The organism is Sulfitobacter sp. PM12, from assembly GCF_045586035.1.
Classification (GTDB): domain Bacteria; phylum Pseudomonadota; class Alphaproteobacteria; order Rhodobacterales; family Rhodobacteraceae; genus Sulfitobacter; species Sulfitobacter pontiacus.
Map to the genome: position 1 here is coordinate 24,811 of NZ_CP151536.1, position 16,643 is coordinate 41,453.

The 16,643-nt window shown below is 53.8% G+C and carries 15 protein-coding genes; 3 read left to right on the plus strand and 12 right to left on the minus strand.

Annotation, left to right across the window (positions count from 1 at the left end; translation table 11 throughout):
• Positions 1 to 65 precede the first annotated feature (65 nt).
• The 12 genes from AADW22_RS18895 to AADW22_RS18950 all read right to left on the minus strand — a co-directional run bounded on the left by AADW22_RS18895 (position 66) and on the right by AADW22_RS18950 (position 12,870).
• Positions 66 to 1,697, minus strand: coding sequence for a hypothetical protein (locus tag AADW22_RS18895; RefSeq protein WP_407474977.1), 1,632 nt, complete (start codon positions 1,695 to 1,697; stop codon positions 66 to 68).
• Complete coding sequence (locus AADW22_RS18900) at positions 1,694 to 2,458, minus strand: GNAT family N-acetyltransferase (protein ID WP_407474978.1); 765 nt, start codon at positions 2,456 to 2,458, stop codon at positions 1,694 to 1,696. The genes AADW22_RS18895 and AADW22_RS18900 overlap by 4 nt, the downstream gene beginning before the upstream one ends.
• On the minus strand, positions 2,448 to 2,843 hold the full coding sequence (locus AADW22_RS18905) for a GtrA family protein (protein ID WP_407474979.1): 396 nt from the start codon (positions 2,841 to 2,843) through the stop codon (positions 2,448 to 2,450). The genes AADW22_RS18900 and AADW22_RS18905 overlap by 11 nt, the downstream gene beginning before the upstream one ends.
• Positions 2,836 to 3,831: a glycosyltransferase family 2 protein gene (locus AADW22_RS18910; RefSeq protein WP_407474980.1), complete on the minus strand. Its 996-nt coding sequence runs from the start codon at positions 3,829 to 3,831 to the stop codon at positions 2,836 to 2,838. Before AADW22_RS18910 ends, AADW22_RS18905 begins: the two co-directional genes overlap by 8 nt.
• Positions 3,828 to 4,985 carry a dTDP-4-amino-4,6-dideoxygalactose transaminase gene (gene rffA, locus AADW22_RS18915; RefSeq protein ID WP_407474981.1) on the minus strand — a complete coding sequence of 386 codons (1,158 nt, stop codon included), beginning with the start codon at positions 4,983 to 4,985 and terminating at the stop codon, positions 3,828 to 3,830. Before rffA ends, AADW22_RS18910 begins: the two co-directional genes overlap by 4 nt.
• Positions 4,986 to 5,422: 437 nt before the next feature.
• Positions 5,423 to 6,304, minus strand: coding sequence for a glucose-1-phosphate thymidylyltransferase RfbA (gene rfbA, locus AADW22_RS18920; RefSeq protein WP_407474982.1), 882 nt, complete (start codon positions 6,302 to 6,304; stop codon positions 5,423 to 5,425).
• A gap of 6 nt (positions 6,305 to 6,310) precedes the next feature.
• Complete coding sequence (gene rfbD, locus AADW22_RS18925) at positions 6,311 to 7,177, minus strand: dTDP-4-dehydrorhamnose reductase (RefSeq protein ID WP_407474983.1); 867 nt, start codon at positions 7,175 to 7,177, stop codon at positions 6,311 to 6,313.
• On the minus strand, positions 7,174 to 8,211 hold the full coding sequence (gene rfbB / locus AADW22_RS18930; RefSeq protein WP_407474984.1) for a dTDP-glucose 4,6-dehydratase: 1,038 nt from the start codon (positions 8,209 to 8,211) through the stop codon (positions 7,174 to 7,176). Before rfbB ends, rfbD begins: the two co-directional genes overlap by 4 nt.
• Positions 8,212 to 8,778 (minus strand): dTDP-4-dehydrorhamnose 3,5-epimerase, encoded by a 567-nt coding sequence (rfbC, locus tag AADW22_RS18935; RefSeq protein WP_407474985.1) that lies wholly within the window; start codon positions 8,776 to 8,778, stop codon positions 8,212 to 8,214. It abuts the gene before it with no gap.
• Positions 8,779 to 8,973: 195 nt separating this feature from the next.
• Entirely contained in the window at positions 8,974 to 10,293 is a 1,320-nt protein-coding gene (locus tag AADW22_RS18940; protein ID WP_407474986.1) for a UDP-glucose dehydrogenase family protein, read from the minus strand.
• A 102-nt stretch (positions 10,294 to 10,395) separates the two neighbouring features.
• Positions 10,396 to 11,439: a ParB/RepB/Spo0J family partition protein gene (locus AADW22_RS18945; RefSeq protein WP_407474987.1), complete on the minus strand. Its 1,044-nt coding sequence runs from the start codon at positions 11,437 to 11,439 to the stop codon at positions 10,396 to 10,398.
• Between the two features lie 45 nt (positions 11,440 to 11,484).
• On the minus strand, positions 11,485 to 12,870 hold the full coding sequence (locus AADW22_RS18950) for an AAA family ATPase (RefSeq protein ID WP_407474988.1): 1,386 nt from the start codon (positions 12,868 to 12,870) through the stop codon (positions 11,485 to 11,487).
• 472 nt (positions 12,871 to 13,342) lie between these two features.
• Between AADW22_RS18950 and AADW22_RS18955 the strand changes: the two genes are divergently transcribed.
• The 3 genes from AADW22_RS18955 (at position 13,343) to AADW22_RS18965 (ending at position 16,634) form a co-directional block, all read left to right on the plus strand.
• Positions 13,343 to 14,356: a replication initiator protein A gene (locus AADW22_RS18955; protein ID WP_407474989.1), complete on the plus strand. Its 1,014-nt coding sequence runs from the start codon at positions 13,343 to 13,345 to the stop codon at positions 14,354 to 14,356.
• Positions 14,357 to 14,481: 125 nt separating this feature from the next.
• Positions 14,482 to 15,597 carry an MraY family glycosyltransferase gene (locus AADW22_RS18960; protein WP_407474990.1) on the plus strand — a complete coding sequence of 372 codons (1,116 nt, stop codon included), beginning with the start codon at positions 14,482 to 14,484 and terminating at the stop codon, positions 15,595 to 15,597.
• A 593-nt stretch (positions 15,598 to 16,190) separates the two neighbouring features.
• Complete coding sequence (locus AADW22_RS18965; RefSeq protein WP_407474991.1) at positions 16,191 to 16,634, plus strand: low molecular weight protein-tyrosine-phosphatase; 444 nt, start codon at positions 16,191 to 16,193, stop codon at positions 16,632 to 16,634.
• Positions 16,635 to 16,643: the final 9 nt, after the last annotated feature.

Here is a 16,643-nt window from a genome sequence, read left to right on the forward strand (position 1 = left end):
TCCATCCCCATTAAAAATGGGGGGATTACCCGTGGAACTAGGCAGTCACAATTACATGAACCGCGCTACTTCACTTGTTCACAAAGCGCCTCAGGATGCTCCCTCCGCAGATACAGAGACCAGATCCTAGACTGGCGGCATAGTCTGAATTCTGCGCCCATTTTCCTGATTAGCGCGTCATTGGTGAGCCCTAGCCGAGGTATATCCACCGAAATCATCACGACATCCACATCTTCAGAAAGCGGGGACGGTTCAGTAAAGTAATCCAGGTTTGTCGTGGGCCACACTGGAAAGGATGCGACCGGTGGAGCCCCAAGAGGCATCGTGAAATCAAACATACGACCATTTGAAATGATACCATATTGCGCAAAGTCAGGTTTTTCCTGAAGGAGTGCGATGCCATCTGCAAACATGGCATATTCGTCCCTTTCCGAGCGTACGCTTGGTGTCCCGTTTAGAATACCAGAAATAATATCGGATAAAGCAGTTTCACTAACAGTTGTGTTAAAGAAACTGTTCTCATCCGCCACGACGTAGTCTCCGGCTTGCCCTGCTTTGATAAGAGAGGCGTCCTTATGCGTAAATGCCATCACACTGCTGGCTGTTGCTGACATAACCGCGGGCACGATAAGAAAACATGCCATCACAAAGGGTAACGCGCTGACAAGCTTCCGCTTTTTAGGGCTATTGGGTAGAAAGGTATCGGCAAGATTGTACTTAGTTGAGAGTACAGCACAAATTAGCGCGATTACGATCAAAAACGGTAGAAGTTTCAGATCGGTGCTTCCGCCTGTCGTTAATATTGCTGCGTAGTACCCAGCGAATAGAATTAGCATTGGTAAGATCATTCTGACCGTTGCCACATGCAACAACACCAGCACGCCCCCGACAAGCCCTAAGGCCACGGCATGATCAACATATAAATCCACTGCCTCTGACACGAAAAAATCAATGCCAGTGCTTTCGGCCGCAGCTGAACCAAGGAGATAACTGAGCGAGCCCAAAGCCCGCTCCATACCAGGGTCAAGAAACCACACCCCTAACCCAACGCCCAGCGCGATCAGTAGACTACACCGCCATCGCGCCTGAACCAGGCATGCCAAGACCACACACGCTCCAAAAACGCCAAAGGTAGGTTTGAGCAAGATTAGAACGTAAATCGCCCCTCCTGCAAAAATAGCTCTCCCATCCTCTAAGGCGCCGGGCTTGGACTTCAGCAGCGCAAAGAGGCTCAACGCCATCATCAAGACGATTGCAGCGTGGTTATAAACAAAGGAGTGACGTGTTATCGGCTCCTCATACCGCCCGGTCTCGATCGGAACGAGCGAAAGCATCAAGGTACCTGCAAGTGCTGTCAGCAAGGCAAGATAGGAAATTGGGATGCGTTGATATCCCAATATCCAGATTACAGAACTCGCTGCGATGAACATCATCACAAACGCATATTGAATAGAGAAGTAACTAGCCCCGAATATTTGGAAGGCCCATGTTACGAACTTGCTCGTTACACCACCGTAGAAATGGGGGAAATCCAGTACCGGTTCCAAACCGTTTACGCCGCGCCAGCCTAGGTTCGCAAGGAGCACAGTATCGTCCATATGTCCTGTATCGATCAGGATCGGCTGTATGAGGAGTAAGCCAATAAACGCCGCGGCAATGAAAAGGTTTAATGCAGGAAATAACCTACCCGCTGTCATAAATCGCCCTTAGGGTTAGCGGCTTCATCATACCATTTATGAAACGTGTAGAGCCCATGATCTATATGGAAGCCTTGGCGCGTCCATACACGCTGCACAGCGTAATTGTTCAGTTGTGTTGATATCAAAATGCGCCCCTCTTCCTTATTATCAACCTGCGAAGCCGCATGATTGATAGCTGCGGTGACAAGCTGCCCGTAGATGCCTTGCCCCTGACTATCGGGTGCCACAGCATTCAGTATAATTTCCCACTCCTCAGGCGCATTGCGTTGCAGTGTGAGAAAACCGACAGTGCGTCCACTGAGCTGCGCTATGAATGCCGGACGGGTATCGGACAAACGGTGGAAACTGGTCTCCGCCCATTCAACATAGGCAGCATCCGCGCTCGCTGTTTCAAGCTTTGGGTCCGAATGGAAATGCCCGAAGTAGTTTTTAAAGGCCATACGCGCGACACCCGCAGCGGAGCTCGCGTCTTCAATCGTCGCACCTCGAATAGTCAGGTCTGTTTTCTTGCCATCCTCGGCAATGGGCTGTCTCAGGGATCTCGTATAATATATGAGGCTATCCATAAGGCGGTGCCCATCAGCCTCCAAAGCATGGATGCGATCCAACTCTCCACAATTGACCCGAGTGCTCAGCATCTGAACTCCAAGTTCCGCGGCCTTTGTGTTCAGTTGCTGGGGTGTCGCACTAACATCTATCGTGCGTGCTAATGTCGCTCCGAAACGGGCCGTTCCGAGCGTATCTATTTCAAGAGGCATTCGTATCTTTTCCAAACCGCAAAACGCGTAAGGTGATGTAAATAACAGCCGCAGTGCAAGCTACGTTAAATATTTGAGCGATCTCGGGCGGGAACCACACCAATAACACCTGCAATATCACGAGTGTCGCGAGAAGCCCGATCCCATAAGAAATTATAAACTTTGGCAGTTCCCGGCTATGTTTGGCAGTACTTTTGAACGCCCAGCGCCGGTTCAGCAAATAGCTAAGCGCGACACCAGCGATATAACAGAACCCAGCTGACAAAACTGCGGGTGTGCCAAGCCAGATCAACGTGACGAATACAACATAGAGGACAAGGTTATTAACAACACCCACCAAGCCATAGCGTGATAGCAACCGCGCTTCCTTACCGATTTCAATCATAATCGACAGAGACGTCGCTACCTTTTGGTATCGCCTCTTTGCCCCCTTCGCGATCAAATGTGGTGTACATGACAGATAGTCTTGGACGTCTACGCACCTCTGCAAAAACCCGCCCGAGATAAAGCCCATGTATCCCCAGCGTGACCAAAATTAACCCTGATAAGAACCACAAAGACAAAACCACACTGGTCCAGCCAGCCACGGTAAATGCCCCTAGCAAATAGCCGAACAACAAATAGACAGAAATTAGCGCAGCCAAAGTTGAAAAAGCGAACCCTACGAGCGCACTCAGCTTCAAAGGACGGTCGGAAAATCGGACTACGATTGCCGCAGCAAGCCTGAGCAGACGGAGTGGTGAATAGCTACTTTCACCCGCAGCGCGCGCGCTTCTGTCTATTCTAGACCTGCGGGATGGTAAGCCAGTAAGCGCCACCATCATTGGTAAGAACACTTCCTGCTCTCGAAATTTTAGAAGTGTATCGACCATATGGCGACTATAGATGCCAAAATTGCCAACGTTCTTAATCTCGATGCCCGCCAATACTTTCACTAGGCGATAGAATTGCGTAGACGCTGCGCGCCGGATCCATGAATCCGACCAATCTCCACGGTCGACAAGCAATGCATGAACCTTGCTCTCTTTTGCCTCTTCAAATAGCGCGGGCAGCATCTCAGGGTCATCTTGTAGGTCACAATCTATTACGGCGGTCCACTCTCCGCGGCAAACCTCTAAACCGGCCCAGATAGCCAGATGTTGGCCGTGATTGCGGGATAGCTTCACCCCCCGCACGCGCGCGTCCTCCTCGGCAAATTGACAAATGAGTGACCAAGGGTGATCGGGTCCGCAATCATCGACAAGAACCAACTCCCAGCTCAACCCGCTGGCATCCATCGTATCTGTGACAGATTTTACAAGCTGACTTAGACAGTCACGACATCCATATACAGGGGATACAATGCTTACCTCTGGCGCCTCTGTATCTCTCATGTAAACGTCCTAGAAGCTGGACGTTGGCTAAAAAAGTCTGTGACGTGATCTATTACCATTTCAATGTCTGCACCGAGATCAACAAACATAGGCAAGCGAATAAGCGTGTCAGAAATCTTGTCAGTAACAGCCAGATCCCCGTGCGCGCGACTAAATTTTCGGCCAGCGGGTGCTGAATGAAGCGGTATGTAGTGGAATGGCGCGATAACACCGTTTTCTCTCATATAGCTACTTAGCTCATTGCGCGTTTCCGCATCTTCCATCAGTAGATAAAACATATGCCCGTTGCCGGTGGTATGCGGGGGCACCACTGGTAAGCGCAGCAACCCATTCTCAGCCAACGGAGTGAACGCTTCGTAATAGCGATCAAAAAGCGACAAGCGTCTTTTGGTGATATCAGTCTCCACCTCCAGCTGCGCATAGAGAAAAGAGGAAATCAGCTCTCCCGGCAAATACGATGACCCGATATCGACCCAAGTATATTTATCCACTTCACCACGAATAAAGCGCGATCTATTGGTCCCTTTTTCCCGGATGATTTCAGCCCGCTCCATCAGCGAAGGCTTGTTAACGGTCAAGGCACCACCCTCTCCGCTGATCACGTTCTTGGTTTCATGAAAACTAAAGGCAGCAAGATCACCGAGGCTTCCGGCTGGGCGGCCTTTGTATGTAGAGCCAAGCGCCTGTGCCGCGTCTTCAACTAAGATCAAGTCATGGGCACCTGCAATCTTTGCCAAAGCGTCCATATCGGCAGGAAAGCTCGCATAATGCACGGCAAATATTGCCCTTGTTCTTTCCGTCACCGCGTCTTCGACGCAAGCGGGATCAATGTTCAACGTTGACGGATCAATATCAACGAACACAGGAACCGCCCCGCGTAATACGATGGCATTCGCAGTGGATACGAAAGTGAAAGAAGGCAAGATCACCTCGTCACCCGGTTCAAGATTACACAAGATCGCTGCCATTTCCAAAGCTGCCGTACACGAGTGCGTCACAAGAGCTTTGGAGCTTTGGGTAAGCTCTTCGATCAGAGCATTACATCGCTGCGTATAGTAACCGTCGCCAGACAGCTGCCCGCGCTGAACCGCGTCGAGTATGTAGTTCATTTCGTTGCCGACGAGAGATGGCCGGTTCAGGGGGATTTTAGACATAAATTGGTTTCAATATGCTCGAGATATAGGAGTGAGAGCTGTGCTGCAGCAGATATTATCGAAGGAGGCGGGCTGTGATTAGTCGTTCGTAATTCCCATAGGTTCAAGCCGCCAAGGTCAAGCATATATCAGAACTAGAACAGCGCCACGCGACATCGGTCAGACGATCAAGAATACTATACCTGCCATACTACCAGACATGACTGCAGCATTTTCAACGCCGGAAGTCATAGAAAAATCACGCATTCACGCGGTTCTTGGCCTTCCATAAATTGGGTGGTGTGGCGCAGTCATAGATAGAAGTTATCTTGACTTTCAGGAATGGTAGACTTGGGATTTGGAAGCTTCAAATTGCTACGCCTTGGAATGTTTCGCGCGCGAAACATTCCAAGGACTGAGCCAAGCAAGCCGAATGTTAGGCTGAAAGAAAGCGAAATTTATTTGAACAGTTTCCCAAGATAGGACCCGTAGTCGTTTTTCGCGAACATCGCTGCCCTTTTTTCTAGATCGCCTTTGCTAATCCAGCCCTGCTCGTACGCGATCTCATCGGGGCTTCCCGTCTGCAGGCCCTGCCGTGTCTCCAGCGTTCGCACGAAGTTCCCTGCATCCAGAAGGCTCCCATGCGTCCCGGTATCCAGCCAAGCATACCCTCGCCCCATACGCTGCACATTCAACGATCCGTCATGAAGATACGTTTCAAGCAGCGTCGTGATCTCTAGCTCTCCTCGTGCCGATGGCTTGACCGTCTTGGCGCGCTCGCTTGCGGTGTTATCCAAGAAATACAGCCCCGTGACCGCATAGTGCGACGGGGGCACTTCCGGCTTCTCAATGATCTGTCGCGCTTGGCCGTTCTCGTCGAAATCCACCACGCCATAACGTTCAGGGTCCGAAACGCGGTAGCCGAAGACAGTGCCGCCTGTGGTTTGCGCGTCGGCTTGAGCGAGCATCTCGGGCAGGCCGTGGCCGAAGAAGATGTTGTCGCCAAGCACCATCGCGGACGGCGCTCCGTCGAGGAACTCTTCCGCCAAGATGTAAGCCTGAGCCAGTCCATCGGGGCTGGGCTGCGTGACATAGCTCAGCGAAATGCCCCATTGGCTGCCGTCTCCCAAAGCCCGTTTGAATTGGTCAGCGTCTTGAGGCGTGGTAATGATCAGTATGTCGCGGATACCGCCAAGCATCAGCACGCTTAACGGATAGTAAATCATCGGTTTATCATAGATCGGCAGCAGCTGTTTCGACACGGCAATCGTGATCGGATAAAGCCGCGTGCCGGAGCCGCCGGCGAGGATAATACCTTTGCGTTTGGGCGTCTGGGTCATGGGAAATCAATCCTTGGAGAAATCAAGTTGGGTCAAAATATGGGTGAGGCTCTGGTGCCAATCGGGGCGGGAAATGCCAAAGGCGGCCTCGGTCGCACTGCAATCCAGCCGAGAGTTCAGAGGGCGTTTTGCGGGGGTAGGGTAGTCAGCCGACGGGATATCAGTGACAGCGCAGGGGATATTGGCGGCGTCGAAAATTACGCGGGCGAAATCCGCCCAGCTGGTGTCTGGGGTGCCTGAAAAGTGGTAGATCCCAGCCTTATGCGGTTCTGACACGAGGGTTTTGGCGATTGTCACACAGGCATGTGCGATCTCTGCGGCACCGGTGGGGCCGCCGATCTGGTCGGCGACGATGGTTAGTGCCTCGCGTTCGGCCCCAAGGCGCAGCATGGTTTTGACAAAGTTATTGCCGTGGGCTGACACAACCCAAGAGGTGCGCAATACGGCGTAGCGCCCGCCCGCCTTTACAATTGCGACCTCTCCGTCACGCTTGGTGCGGCCGTAGACGCTTTGTGGATCGGTCGGGTCGTCGGGTGCCCAAGGCGTGTCGCCCGCGCCGGAAAACACGTAATCGGTCGAGATAGACACGAATGGAATGTCGCGCGCGGCACAGGCTTGGGCCATGGCGGCGGGGGCATCGGCGTTGATGATCTGCGCCGTTTCCACATCTCTTTCGGCCTTATCCACGGCGGTATAGGCGGCGGCGTTGATCACAGCGTCAGGCGCGTGGGCATCGATCGCAGCGGCGCAGGCGGCGGGGTCGGTTAAGTCCGCATCGGCGCGGGCGAGGGCGGTGATCTGGACGTCATCGCCGTCCAGCGCGCGCAGTTCCGTGGCGACCTGACCACTGTGACCGAAGACGAGGATCTTCATGCCTTGCCCAATCGCTCGCCAACACCCTGACGCATTTGCAGTGCGCGCCACCAATCCTTATTCTCAAGATACCAATCCACGGTGCGCGCCAGCCCTTCTTCCACCGTGACCGAGGGCCGCCAGCCGAGCTCTGTCCGGATACGTGTCGGGTCGATGGCATAGCGCTGGTCATGGCCGGGGCGGTCGGCGACGAAGGTGATCAGGTCGGCATGGGGTGCGCCTTCGGGGTGGCGATCATCGAGTAGGGCGCAGATCATTTTGACCAGCTCAAGATTGCTGACCTCATTCTCGCCGCCAATGTTATAGCTGCGGCCCAATTCCCCCTTGGTCAGCACGGTCAGCAGCGCATCGGCGTGGTCTTCGACAAACAGCCAGTCGCGCACATTCGCGCCATCGCCGTAGACCGGAATCTGCTCTCCGGCGAGCGCTTTGAGTATGACGACCGGCACCAGTTTTTCGGGGAAGTGGTAGGGCCCGTAATTATTGCTACAGTTAGTAAGTACTATTGGCAGGCCATAGGTCTCGCCCCAAGCGCGTACCAGATGGTCGCTGGCAGCTTTCGAGGCGGAGTAGGGGCTGCGCGGGTCATAAGGCGTGTCTTCGGTGAACTGCCCCGTGGGCCCAAGGGAGCCATAGACCTCATCAGTTGATATATGGTGGAAGCGGAAACCATCGGGCTTGCCTGCCCCTTGCCAATAGGCGCGGGCGGCCTCCAGCAACGTATAGGTGCCGGTGACATTGGTCTGAATAAACGCCCCCGGCCCGTCGATGGAACGGTCCACATGGCTCTCGGCCGCGAGATGCATCACCGCGTCGGGCTGATGTGTATCAAAAATCCTGTCCAACGCCTCCCGATCACAGATATCGACCTGATCAAACGCATAAAGCGGGCTGTTCGCCACGCTCTCCACATTCTCAAGGCACGCCGCATAGGTCAGCGCATCAAGGTTCACCACACTATGCCCTTGGGCAATCGCCAGCCGCACCACTGCCGAGCCGATAAACCCCGCACCGCCTGTCACCAATAGCTTCATCTATACACCCTCAAACGTGAATGGACTGTTAAGATCGGCCAAGGCGGGCGCATTTGCGTCCTTATCCGATAAGACCGGCGTCATACCCCCCAAACCCCAGTCAATCCCGACCTCGGGATCGTTCCAAGCGACGGCACCCTCGGTCTCCTGCGCATAATAATCCGAACACTTGTAGATAATTTCGGTGTCCTGCGTACGCGTCACGAAACCATGCGCAAAGCCTGCTGGTACCAGCATCTGCTTTCCGTTCTCGAAGCTCAGTTCAGCGCCATACCACTGCCCGTAGGTGGGAGAGCCGTTACGGATATCAACCGCCACGTCAAAAAGCGCACCACGCCCGCAACGCACCAGCTTGTACTGTGCATGGGGTGGTGCCTGAAAATGCAGCCCACGAATAGTGCCTTGGGTCATGGACAGGGAGTGATTGTCTTGCACGAATTGCGTGGTGATCCCACGCTCGGCAAGCGCTTTGAAGCTGTAGCTTTCGGAGAAGAATCCGCGATGATCTCCAAAGCGGGCGGGAGTTAAGACTAAAACACCCGGAAGCAGTGTTTTCTCAATCTTCATCTATGAAAAACCTTTGATAATAAAATTATTACTTACCTACCGAAACAGCAATCACCTGTCGACTAATCCCTCCCCCGTAAAAACCAATACATTACATGCATTATCCCCCTCGAATGTTTCGCGCGCGAAACATTCGAGGGAAAGGGTGGAAAAATGACGACCTCAGGCTTTCAGCTGCCCACATCTCTCGGCGCTTCAAACCCCAAACCCTTTACGACCGATCGAGACATAGGCCGTAAAACCCGCCTGCTTCACATCCTTTGGCGTATAGATGTTACGCAGATCGGCCATGACGGGCGTCGTCATGCGTTTAGCCATCCGCTTTAGATCCAAAGCGCGGAATTCGTTCCATTCGGTCAGGATGACTACCGCGTCAGCGTTCTGGGTTGCTTTATATGCATCCTCATTCCAGGCGACGCCCGGCAACAGCCCCTCGCCTTCACGCTTACCTTGAGGGTCTACGGCACGGACCTTGGCACCGTTCCCGACCAGCCATGGGACTATTGTCAGGCTTGGGGAGTCCCGCATATCATCTGTGTTTGGCTTAAAAGTTACACCCAGCACAGTGATCACTTTGCCATTTACCGAGCCCCCGCACAGGTCAACGATCTTATCGATCATGCGGCGCTTAACCTGATCATTCACCTTGATCACAGTTTCAGTCAGTTGCATTGGTGTTGCGTGGTCTTGCCCCATACGCGCCAAAGCTTGGGTGTCCTTGGGAAAGCAGCTGCCTCCATATCCAGGACCTGCATGAAGGAATTTATCACCAATACGGCCATCAAGCCCCATGCCTTTTGATACCATTTTAACGTCAGCACCGGTCTTTTCACACAAAGCGGCGATTTCGTTGATAAACGTAATCTTTGTCGCCAGAAAAGCATTGGCTGCATATTTGATCATCTCAGCGCTTTCCAGATCGGTTGCCATGATCGGGAACTCACGAAGGTAGAGAGGACGATAAATTTCATTCATCACCTCCGCAGCCCGTTCATTCTGCACGCCCACGACAACACGATCAGGACGCATGAAATCGTCGATTGCAGCCCCTTCGCGCAAAAACTCGGGATTGGAGGCGACGTCGAAGTCTGCCTTCGGGTTCGCTTTAGAAACAACCTGTTTGACCTGACGGTTGGTGCCCACTGGCACCGTCGATTTAGTGACGACCACAGCGTAGCCTGTCAGCGCGGTCGCAATCTCTTCTGCAGCAGCCATGACGTAGGTCAGATCCGCATGCCCGTCCCCGCGGCGCGTCGGTGTCCCTACCGCAATGAAGACAGCGTCAGCCCCGTCGACAGCCTCGGCCAAATTGCCCGTGAAAGAAAGACGGCCCGCGTTGACGTTCTTGGCCATGAGGTCTTCGAGACCAGGCTCATAAATCGGGGCAATACCGTTCCTGAGTTGCATAATCTTATTCGGATCTTTGTCGGCACAGACAACATCATGCCCGAAGTCAGAGAAGCAAACACCCGAGACCAACCCAACGTATCCGGTACCGATCATAGCAATTTTCATAAAGCAAACTTTCTAAATCAATGTGAATATCACCTGAGATAAATAGCCTGCTGTGTCAATTATTACGGCTTCACAACTCTAAATGTTTCGCGCGCGAAACATTTAGAGGTTTAGCGCTGCACGGATACGCTTTTCGACTTCGGGTGTGAGCTCAGTTCCGCCAATCGTGATGGTTTTAGCAGAGCGCTCTAGCCAGAGTCCGGGCGAAAGCTCCTCTCTTTTTCCTCCCGCTTGCTTTGCAATCTTAGGTGCCTTTGGCGTCTCGAGAGCGGCCGCCAAAATATCTTGTTCTGCTTCAAGCGTAGGGACACTTCCTAGCTTATTCAAAGCCTCAACAACATCCGACTTAAACGCTTCATCTGCCTGCAGCTTCTGGGACAAAGCTAGCCCCAAGCGTTCCCCGATCCCGGCGGGGTAGGAAAGATACGGGCCGAGTTGCTCGACCACGGGAAGGAAGCTTTTGATCTTGGAGCGTTTGGCACGGCTACCATTGCCAAACAGACCGTTTAGAGCCGATTTTGTATCTATATACACCCCCTCTTCAACTGCACGCGAAACGATGCGGGCGCGTTCGAAATACGACAGTCCGACGCGAATTTCGTTTTCTTCCACCATCGCGACATAGGCATCAGCAGCGTCGACGGGGCGGCGGACGAGAGCAAGGACAGTGCTAAAATGCGCATCGCCAGTTTCTTTATAGAGCTGGGTGAGGGCTGTCAGACGGCGCCAACCGGAAATGAGGCCGTAACCGCCCTGTTCCGTTGAAACCACTTCGATTGGCGTTTGCTGCCCGCGCGCTGACAGTGAGGCTCTTAGCGCTGCCATATCTTCGTCGTCAGCAACAAGCCGGTCTCGGACGAGGTAACTGCTTTCGATCTGATCCAAGTGCAATGACTGGACCATGCGGCCTTCAGCACGGGCGGAGTGTAATTCGGCTGTAACCTCTGCCAAGGCTGCACTGGTGGCTGCATCACTAGCGACATGGGCGATCGGCGGGCTGGGAGAGCGCATCTTCGGGGCCACACCCTGAGGGTACGTAGGGAAAAGTGCTTTTGTCTCTAATGAAGGCGTAGAGCCTGCGTCTGTCACAGGTTCCCCAGCGAGGTAATCGCCACGTGGCGGAGTTAGTCTTTTACGTTTTGCCATGTCTTATCCTCTCTCTTGAGCGGTACAATGCTGAGGGCAGTAGAGTTAACCAGATGCTGCTCCTGCGTCCGCAGCTTTCGCATCACGATGCCAGGCACCGATCAGCAGGCGTTTGAAAGCAGCATAGGTTGAATCGAATGTCTGGCGCCCGCGGGCGTAAGTCTCGCGGTTGAAATCACGGTAATCCGCCTCGTAGATGCCGTTCACGCTTTCGCCGGCCTGCCCGATCAGAGCAGTAAAATCCTGCCGGTGCGGCGACAAAGTTTGTCCCAGATACGCCTGTATCAGTGCTGCAAGCTCTGCCTGTTGCGCGCCATCATAACGGGTGATGACAGCACGTACTGCGTCCCACTCGAACTGCAGCCCCTCACGGCCCAAAGCGCGGGCAGCCATGTTCTCGCCTTCTTCGATGGAGCTGAAGGTGGAATGGAGCATATCAAAGAACCGCCCGGTACTATCGAATTCAAGAAACGAGGCGCCAAGGGGGACCAATAGGATGTCAGCAGCCGCTAGACCGTTGATGGTGAGATAGCCAAGGGCAGGGGGGGTATCGACGAAAATCACATCGTAGTCGTCTAGTACGCCGTCGGCTTCGAGCCGGTCGGTCAATGCATCCCAGAGCTTCCAGCCCCGTGTCGCCATACGCCAGACAGGGATCTGGAACTCGGCCCAATACAGATTCAGCTGGGCGCCAATCAGGTCGATGTTGGGCCAATGGGTCGGGCGGATCAAATCACCGGTGCTCATCTTGAGCGCTTCTGACAGGGTATCATCCAGCGGTGTCGGCGCCTCGCCTCGGTCGGCTTTGGCGCGGTTCTCGGCTTGGGCGGCCTCGGCATAGTGGCGGGCGATCACCGGGAAAACTGTGCCCCATTCATCTTCGATCCGGCCCCCAAAAATCGATGTCATGGAGCCTTGGCTGTCGAGGTCAATAACCAGCACTTTGTAGCCATCCAGCGCGGCCGACATCGCCAGGTGAGCGGCGGTAGAGGTTTTGCCCACGCCACCTTTGAAATTCGCGACTGATACGATTTTGGCGGGCAGGCCCTTGGGACGGTAGGGGCGGTATTCTTTCGACTTGGAACCTTCAGATCCGAAATGGGCCCGCAGGCGCAGCACCTCGTCGAGGGTGAACCATTTGGCGCCGCCAGCGGTTTCGGATGTGCCTTGGGGCAGGTCCGGGTTGTTGCGCAGCACGCGGCGGAAATGAGCTTGGGCCACGGGGATCAGATACTTGGTGATCTCCCATGTCGAGAACAGGCGCAGGCGCTTTTGACCCGCTTCGTCCATCCCCCGACCAGCAAGATCTTGGCGCCCTCGAGAGCAGGCTTCGGCGATGGCATGAAAGTCTTGCGAGGACGTCGGTGGGCCCAGATCGGCCATGGCTTGATCGGGATCAATATTGAAGTACGGGGGGAGGGGCTCACTCATCGGAAATTCGCTTATGTATTGCGTTTACATCAATGTACCAGAAAACGCGTCACATGGAAGAAAAACCGTACTTTGCGAAGATTTTCTTAGCAAATACTAAGGGTTCAGCTGGGTGCTTAGCTTAAAAATCCTGATGTGATGCAAATCCAACCCAGTGTTATGATGTGTTATTATCAAGTTAAGGGTCCTGTGTGAAATCCATTTGTCCCATTTTATCAAAGGCTTTTGGATAGCATTTGCATAGGGAGTGACTCTGAACCCCCGAAAGACTGACTCTGAACCCACGATAAAGCGACTCTGATCCCCCGATCAAAATGCCCGAGGGCAGGGGTGAGTGATGGACAAGCAATGTGGATAACTTTTAGGGTGGTGTCACTAAAACCACGATTCCCAAAAAGGGAACATCGAGCAGTGATCACGGCAGAAATTCGCACGTAAGAGGCGGAGGCTGTCCACAGGCAGAGGACAGAAAATGTCAAACCCCGCGCCCGCAGAGGGCCTGTTGCCCTACCGGCATCAGGCGGATTTCTTTGTCTGCGATATCTTTGATGCGATCCCGAAAGACGACCTTGCAACGATGGAGCATCCGATCTTCTCGCTCTCGACCAAGCCGGATCGACGCATTTTGAACTATACCCATAACGGAACCGATATCACCGTCGTACCAAGCATGCGCGGGCTTGCGACCATCCATGATAAAGACATCCTGATCTTTTGTATCAGCCAGCTGATGGCCGCGCTGAATGCTGGCCGCGCTGTGGGGCGTACGTTGACGGTGCGCGCCTACGATATGTTAGTCGCGACGAACCGCGAAACCTCTGGCGATGCCTACCGCCGGCTACGCGAAGCTTTCGAGCGGTTGGCGGGGACGCGCATCACCACAAATCTGGAGACAGGTGGGATGGAGGTGACCAGCGGCTTTGGTCTGATCGAGAATTGGGAGATCGTGCGACGTGCCCGCGGCGGCCGGATGGTGAGTGTCAAGGTCACCCTGTCGGAATGGCTTTATCGCGCGGTGCTGTCAAAATCGGTGCTCACACTGAGCCGCGATTATTTCCGTTTGCGCAAACCGCTGGAGAGACGGGTCTATGAGATTGCGCGCAAGCACTGTGGGCGCCAACCGGCGTGGCGGATCTCGGTTGAGCTGCTTTTGAAAAAATCCGGATCTGCGTCCCCGCGCCGTGTTTTTCGCAAGATGCTGCGCGATATGATCCAGGCGAACCACCTACCAGATTACGAGATGGAGGAAGAGGCGGGCGACATGATCCGCTTCACCCGCCGTACCCTGATCGAAGACGGCCCCGAAGCGCCACCCTTGTCTGAACAGGCGATCGAGGCTGCGCGGGCAATTTTACCAGGTGCTGATGTCTATGCGCTGGAGGCCGACTGGCGGGCCTTTTGGGCAGCTTCCGGACGGCCCAAGCTACGCGCAGCAGATGCCGCGTTTGTGGGATTCGTTAAGATGCGGGCGGAGAAGGGGGACTAAGGCGCACACCAAAAACACTGGCCTTGAGATAAAAGACACATCGGTGTAATATTAGGATGCTTATTTTAAAGTTCTGATATTTTTTCACCTGTTTAAATTTCTCTAGACCAAGTAGTTCACATGCCATGGAACACCTCGGGATAAATATGTTTTTCTGGCACAATTATGTGCTGATATTTCTATCGTTTTTTATCTGTACGATCCTCATCGCTCTTGCGCCTCGCGCTCCTAGATTGGCAGGCCAGGATGACCACACATGCGCGGTACAATCCATGCACGTCCGCCGAACGGCGCGGGTCGGGGGGCTTGCGATATTTTTGTCGATTGTTGTCAGCATCTTTTTTGCGCCAGATGCGATTTCTGGACCCTATGCCTACCTCATCCTTGCCAGCTTGATTTTGTTTCTCGCAGGCATCTTTGAAGACTTAGGCTTCGGAGTCTCTCCTCGGGATCGTCTTATAGCCACAGCTGTGGCGAGCCTTGCTGTGATGTTCTTTTTCGAACTGTGGCTACCACGGGTCGAAATTCCAGGGCTTGATATGGTGATGTGGCATTGGGCAGTTGGTATTCCGGTGACACTGCTAATCACCGCTGGCGTGGCCAATGCGTTCAACATGGTTGACGGCGTAAATGGGTTGTCATCGCTTTCCGCAATGACAGCTGCGCTCACCCTGGCTTATATCGCACAGAAGTCTGGGTATGCAGATATTGTCCCCCTTGCGATTATGCTGGCCTCCACCGTGCTTGGGTTCTTTTTGCTCAACTACCCTTTTGGCCTGATTTTCTTAGGCGATGGCGGGGCCTATGTTCTTGGCTTTATCCTAAGCTGGCTAGGCATCTTCATTATCGCCAATGCACCGGAAGCTTCCCCTTGGGCAATTGTTCTCACGATGTTTTGGCCCATCGCTGATATGGTGCTTTCAATCTACCGCCGATCAAAGCGGAAGAAAGCGACGACCGCCCCGGACCGCCTTCATGCACACCAGATGGTAATGCGTACGCTGGAAATACACTTCTTGGGTCGAGGACGGCGCGGGCTCGCAAACCCGCTTACCACGCTCATTCTGGCCCCATTTGTTATCGTTCCGGCTTTGACCGGTGTGCTGTTCTGGGATCAACCACGTGCGGCATTTTTTGCGGTGGTATTTTTCAGCGTGGTGTTTGTTTTGTCGTACACCTATGCTCGGCCGATCGTGCGGAAGTTGAAGCGGCGAGTGCGGCTGATTACCATCCATAGCTAAAGTCTAAGGCCGCTCTTTTGTGTTTGCTTTTGCCCAGCGCTGTCTTTGGTGCCTCCATGACAGAGCCAAGAGGGCAGGCAGGGCAAGGGTGTATACCGTGTCAGAAAACGCTTCGCTCCAATTCACGCGACCGGTCCATGCGATCCAGTCAAGGCAGTCGAGTATCTCGTTCGTGACTTGGACCAAAAGCACACATCCCAAGGCGAAAGCGGGGGCATGTTTGGTCCGGCGCGCAAGGATCGCCACGCCTAGAAATAGAAGTATGCCCAAAACAATATGGGCGGCATTCGTGCTTAGGCTCATATGTGTAAGGATGTTTTTTTTACCCTCATACCACCAGCTGTTCATACCAGATTTGCCCTTCTTGCTTTGCCTGCGCATGCATCACGACAAATCGCATCTAGCGGCTTGGAAAAATCTCTTCAAGCCGCTAGGAGTTAGCAAGTTTTGCATGAGGGTCTGACCATTTTTCCTTGCGCCAATATGGATGGGTACACATGCGAAAGATATAGCCATGTGGTATTTTGCAGAGCTTGCTGGCCGAGTTATGCCAAGAGGCAGTTTTCTCAAGACTGCAAACAGGATATGTGTTGATGGTTTCTTCGATTTTATGTGTGTGTACCGGCAATATCTGCCGTTCTCCGGTGGCTGAGGCGGCGTTGCGTGCAGCTTTGCCGGATGTGGCTGTAACCTCGGCGGGGCTGCATGCGCTCGTGGGACGGGATATCAACACGGACAGCGCCGAGGCGGCGCGCGAGCAAGGCATTCCCTTACTCCCACATGCTGCGCGGCAGTTTACATCGCAACTGGGCGAGCAGGCCGAACTGATTTTGGTAATGGACCAGGATCACCGCGACGAGATCATCCGCCGCTGGCCGCAATTTAGTGGTAAGACGATGTTGCTGGGCTATTTCGAGAACAGTAAATCCATTCCGGATCCATATCGGATGGGTATGGGCATGCACCAGCGTGCGGTCGAAATGATCCGAGAAAGTGTCCCGCATTGGGTACAACAACTGGCCGCGATGCGCGGATGAAGGGCTCAT

Coding starts and splice junctions, on each gene's coding strand:
- AADW22_RS18895 (WP_407474977.1), bottom strand. CDS start 1,697: ATGACAGCGGGTAGGTTATTTCCTGCATTAAACCTTTTCATTGCCGCG.
- AADW22_RS18900 (WP_407474978.1), bottom strand. CDS start 2,458: ATGCCTCTTGAAATAGATACGCTCGGAACGGCCCGTTTCGGAGCGACA.
- AADW22_RS18905 (WP_407474979.1), bottom strand. CDS start 2,843: ATGATTGAAATCGGTAAGGAAGCGCGGTTGCTATCACGCTATGGCTTG.
- AADW22_RS18910 (WP_407474980.1), bottom strand. CDS start 3,831: ATGAGAGATACAGAGGCGCCAGAGGTAAGCATTGTATCCCCTGTATAT.
- rffA (WP_407474981.1), bottom strand. CDS start 4,985: ATGTCTAAAATCCCCCTGAACCGGCCATCTCTCGTCGGCAACGAAATG.
- rfbA (WP_407474982.1), bottom strand. CDS start 6,304: ATGACCCAGACGCCCAAACGCAAAGGTATTATCCTCGCCGGCGGCTCC.
- rfbD (WP_407474983.1), bottom strand. CDS start 7,177: ATGAAGATCCTCGTCTTCGGTCACAGTGGTCAGGTCGCCACGGAACTG.
- rfbB (WP_407474984.1), bottom strand. CDS start 8,211: ATGAAGCTATTGGTGACAGGCGGTGCGGGGTTTATCGGCTCGGCAGTG.
- rfbC (WP_407474985.1), bottom strand. CDS start 8,778: ATGAAGATTGAGAAAACACTGCTTCCGGGTGTTTTAGTCTTAACTCCC.
- AADW22_RS18940 (WP_407474986.1), bottom strand. CDS start 10,293: ATGAAAATTGCTATGATCGGTACCGGATACGTTGGGTTGGTCTCGGGT.
- AADW22_RS18945 (WP_407474987.1), bottom strand. CDS start 11,439: ATGGCAAAACGTAAAAGACTAACTCCGCCACGTGGCGATTACCTCGCT.
- AADW22_RS18950 (WP_407474988.1), bottom strand. CDS start 12,870: ATGAGTGAGCCCCTCCCCCCGTACTTCAATATTGATCCCGATCAAGCC.
- AADW22_RS18955 (WP_407474989.1), top strand. CDS start 13,343: ATGTCAAACCCCGCGCCCGCAGAGGGCCTGTTGCCCTACCGGCATCAG.
- AADW22_RS18960 (WP_407474990.1), top strand. CDS start 14,482: ATGGAACACCTCGGGATAAATATGTTTTTCTGGCACAATTATGTGCTG.
- AADW22_RS18965 (WP_407474991.1), top strand. CDS start 16,191: ATGGTTTCTTCGATTTTATGTGTGTGTACCGGCAATATCTGCCGTTCT.